Source organism: Tabrizicola sp., assembly GCF_051645465.1.
Classification (GTDB): domain Bacteria; phylum Pseudomonadota; class Alphaproteobacteria; order Rhodobacterales; family Rhodobacteraceae; genus Tabrizicola.
This window is the reverse complement of sequence record NZ_JBOFBI010000193.1, coordinates 1-3653: the sequence shown is the minus strand read 5'-3', so window position 1 is coordinate 3653 and position 3653 is coordinate 1. Positions and strand designations below refer to the sequence as shown.

The window sequence follows — 3653 nt, the reverse complement described above, 5'->3', positions numbered from 1 at the left end:
CTGAGGCGTGCACGGGAGACGGAACGTCGACCGGAAACCTCCAGAGGGCCGGGGTGGAGCGGGCAGCCCTGAAAGGGCAACACGGCCCGGACTGACGCGGGGTTGCGCGCCAGAGGCCGAACAGGCTTAGGGGATTGTCAGTCGAAGGGATGGCACCGGGGATGGGAGCGACCTGGGCTCTCGCAGAACTCGGCCTTCCTGGCCACGGCAACGGGGTTGAAGCATTTGCGAAACCGCTGACCCGGCAGCTCAAGCCAACCACACCCCCCTGCCCTATCGCGGTGACCTCCGTGGGAGTTGCGATGTTTCGCCCTGACGGCTATCCCGGATGCATCATTCAGGACACAAGGGCCCAATGGCTGATTTCAATCTCGAGGCACTGTCGCTCAAGGAACTGCGGCAATTGCAGAAGGACCTCGCCAAGGCGATTTCCACCTATGAGGACCGTCACAAGGCCCAAGCCCGTACCAAGCTGGAAGCCATCGCCAAAGAGATGGGCTACTCCCTCGCCGACCTTATTGGGGTCGAGGGGAAAACCACCCGTGCGCCAGCCGTGGCGAAGTATCGTCACCCTGACAATGCGGCTCTCACCTGGTCTGGCCGCGGCCGGAAACCGCAGTGGTTCGCGGATCACATCAATGGGGGCAAAGACCCGCGCGAGCTCGCGGTCTAAGAACAGCGAAGTGGGAACGGCCAATTCGCCGGCGGCAGTCAGCTGATCGCAACTTCCCAGGAGCAGCGGTAATCGCCCATTTCGCTTGCCGACCGTCGTCGGCTCATTCTGCCGGTCGGCCCGGGATGGCAGACAAGCGAAAGGCCCGGATCGGAGCCTTCGCTCCGCCTCCGAGCCTCAGAAGAAACCGTGGGCATCATGCCCACGGGTCGACCTCAGCGACCACTTGAACCTCGTCGCCGTCGATTTCATCGGCGGGGACGGCGCCGAAGGTTCCATCCCCTGCCTGGAAGACGACGATCGAGACCATGAGCGTGGCGGCGAGGGAAGCGGCGAAAGCGTGAGCATCTTTGCGGGACATCTGTTTGGCTCCTGTCTTGGAGGCGGGGGACCATCCCCCGCGCGACAGGACCCCGCAGGCCCGAAGACTGGCTGACATCACCGGGTGCGTTCGGCTCGTCCGAATCCACCCGGCGGCACGGGCTCGCCCCGTAGTCCGACCCCTTGCGGGTTGATCTCGAAGACAGGATTCGGGGCAAGGAAGGGGATGGCGAGCGGGGGATGGTGCCCTGACGACTGGAGCTTGTTGTCCCGCTGAGTTGCTCTATCGCCAGCCTCCCGGCCAGGCTCATGGTTGAAGACCTCCGTCTTTGGGGGATGGATCCTTCGGCGCCCCGCGACATCGCGGGACGAGGGTGCGGTCGGTGAGAGGCGCGCCCGTCGACAGGCCCCTCACGCCATGTCAGGGCTCAAGCGGCCAGGTCCGCGCCCCCTGCCCTATCGCCGTCTTCGGCACCGACGATTTCAAGCCGCGCGTTGCGATAACCTTCCCGCGCGATCCAGAGCTCGGCCGCCGTGATGGATTCCGCCAGATGCAGCAGCTCGGTGTTTCCACCGAAGTCGAGGAGCACGCGCACCTGGCCGGGCTTCGGTTCCTCGGCCACCTCGAAGATCAGACGACTGTCCGCCGAATGACTGCGCATGATGGTGACGAGAATGACCCCGTCGGAGGAGAAGTTGCCTTCATGCAGCGTGAAGGAGGCCGGTGCCGTCCAGGTCGGATATGCCTTGGGCGGTTCCTTCTTCACAAGGCGGCCGACGCCGTTCGAACGCTCCCACGCCGCAAGCTTCTTGGTGAAGCGTGCCGGCGGCTTGGGACTGCCGTCGGTGTATCGAATGAGCGCCCCAAGAGGGGCCGTGTCAATGATGGTCGTTGCAGACATGATTCCTCATCCCGAATGCGAGAAATCGCATTCATCATATTGATATTACTTTATTTTGTAGGAATGAGGGGCGGGTTGCCCCGCCCCCGGCTGGCTCAGATCACTCTGCGGCCATCATCGACGCAGCGCTCTCCGGCAAGTCGGCCGTCAGGAAGGTCGGGAGATCGACCTCTTCGGGCTGGCCCGCGTCCTCCCCCTGCCCTTTTCCGACCGCCTCGCCATCGATTGCTGCCAGATCGGCTCGGCGCAGGACCTCGGGCAACCAGCCACTGCCCTTGAGAAGCCGCTCGGCTTCCGTGGCCATCTCGCCCTTCTTCAGGTGATCGAGAAGCTGCGCCGTCCCCTCCCCCTTCGCCTCGCGCACAGCCTCGAGGATCCGGGCCTTGGGCACACGGTTGAGATAGCCATCGACCGTCGGTTCCCAACCTGCTTCGACCATGTCGAGATCGACCGCACGCGCCACCAGATCGGCATGGGCTATGCGGCGGGTCAGACCGCTGGCGGAGATGCCTGCACCGTAGGGGTTCACCTTCTCATGGAGCGCGTTGATCCCGAAGCTGAGGCAATGCGCCAGAAGAGCCAGACGGCTGCCCTGGTCGAGGACCGTCAGATAGTCCCAGAGCGCCCCATCATCGCCGAGGGGCAGATCGGCCTCCCAAGCAGCGTGCCGCTCGTCGACGAACTTCGCCACGACGCTGTCCTTCAGATCGGGCGCCTGTGCCGACATGTAGACATGGCGCACCGAGGCCTCGAGACAGCTGCCCGTCGCGGAAGAAGTGCGGAAGGTGTCCGTTACCAGCTTCAGGAGCAGGAGCGTCAGCGCAACGTCGGGAGAACGTCCGATGGCCTCGCGCAGCGCGAGGGTCCGGTGGGCGTTCAGTTCCATGACCAGCCGCTCGGGCAGCGGCTTGAGCGCACCGTCATCTTCCTCCTCTGAACCGTCCGAGCCGATCGGCTGACCACCCGAGGTGATGACGGTGCCGCCAATAGAGGCCATCGACGGTTTCCAGCTGGAACCACCAACATCACCCCCCTGCCCCATAACGTCTGCGCCATCGCCATCCAGGACCGCGGTCTCTTCGCGCGGCTCGTTCTCGGGCCGGACATAGCCTCGGTAGACCGCAAGACTGCCGTCACGATCCAGCGTCACGAAGACGCCCGCGCGCCCGACCTCGGCCGGATCGTAGATCAGCGGCCGCTGCTCAAGCGCCTCCATTGCCATCTCGAGCTGACCGAGCCGAGCGTCGATCTCCTCGGGGTATTCGTCCTGGCCGGAGTACTCCTCCTCCAGCCCGCGATACTCGGCGAGGAGCAAAGCGTGGGCCGCGCTTTCCTCCTCGGTCATCGGCGCAGGATCACCGGCCAGACGTCGCAGGCGGTGGCTGTAGCCATAGGGTAGGTCGGTTGCGACTTCGATCCACTTCCAGCCCTCGGAGGCCAGCTCCTCGGCTTCCGCCTGAAGCTTCTCAGCGACCAGCCGATCGAGAAGGGCAGGGTCCTTGAGCCAACCACCATCATCGCCCTGGAAGAGATCGCGCAGGACGACACCGCCCGCCGCCTCATAGTCATCGATGCCCACGAAAACCGCGCGACGATCCGAGGCCCGGACCGAGGTCTCGGTCAGCATACGCCGGATGGCATAGGGCTCCTTGTTCCAGGAGTTCTTGATCGCCTCCCAGACCTGGAGCTGACGCGCATGATCCGGGTTCACCGTGAAGGCCATCAGCTGTTCCAGCGTCATGCCATCCTCGGCATAG

4 protein-coding genes are annotated in these 3653 nt (G+C 64.5%); 1 reads left to right on the top strand and 3 read right to left on the bottom strand.

The genetic code is table 11. The features are described 5' to 3' along the window. Positions 1 to 355 precede the first annotated feature (355 nt). A complete protein-coding gene (locus ACRCSW_RS12515) occupies positions 356 to 673 on the top strand; it encodes an H-NS family nucleoid-associated regulatory protein (protein WP_434622554.1) in 318 nt (105 codons plus the stop codon). A gap of 196 nt (positions 674 to 869) precedes the next feature. On the opposite strand, the gene ACRCSW_RS12510 is transcribed toward ACRCSW_RS12515, so the two are convergent. The 3 genes from ACRCSW_RS12510 to ACRCSW_RS12500 form a co-directional block, all read right to left on the bottom strand. Continuing rightward, entirely contained in the window at positions 870 to 1034 is a 165-nt protein-coding gene (locus ACRCSW_RS12510) for a hypothetical protein (RefSeq protein ID WP_018001789.1), read from the bottom strand. A gap of 388 nt (positions 1035 to 1422) precedes the next feature. Beyond that, on the bottom strand, positions 1423 to 1896 hold the full coding sequence (locus tag ACRCSW_RS12505) for a hypothetical protein (RefSeq protein WP_438705531.1): 474 nt from the start codon (positions 1894 to 1896) through the stop codon (positions 1423 to 1425). A 100-nt stretch (positions 1897 to 1996) separates the two neighbouring features. Further along, positions 1997 to 3653: DNA-binding protein (locus ACRCSW_RS12500; RefSeq protein WP_438705530.1), on the bottom strand; the 1657-nt coding region annotated here is incomplete at its 5' end.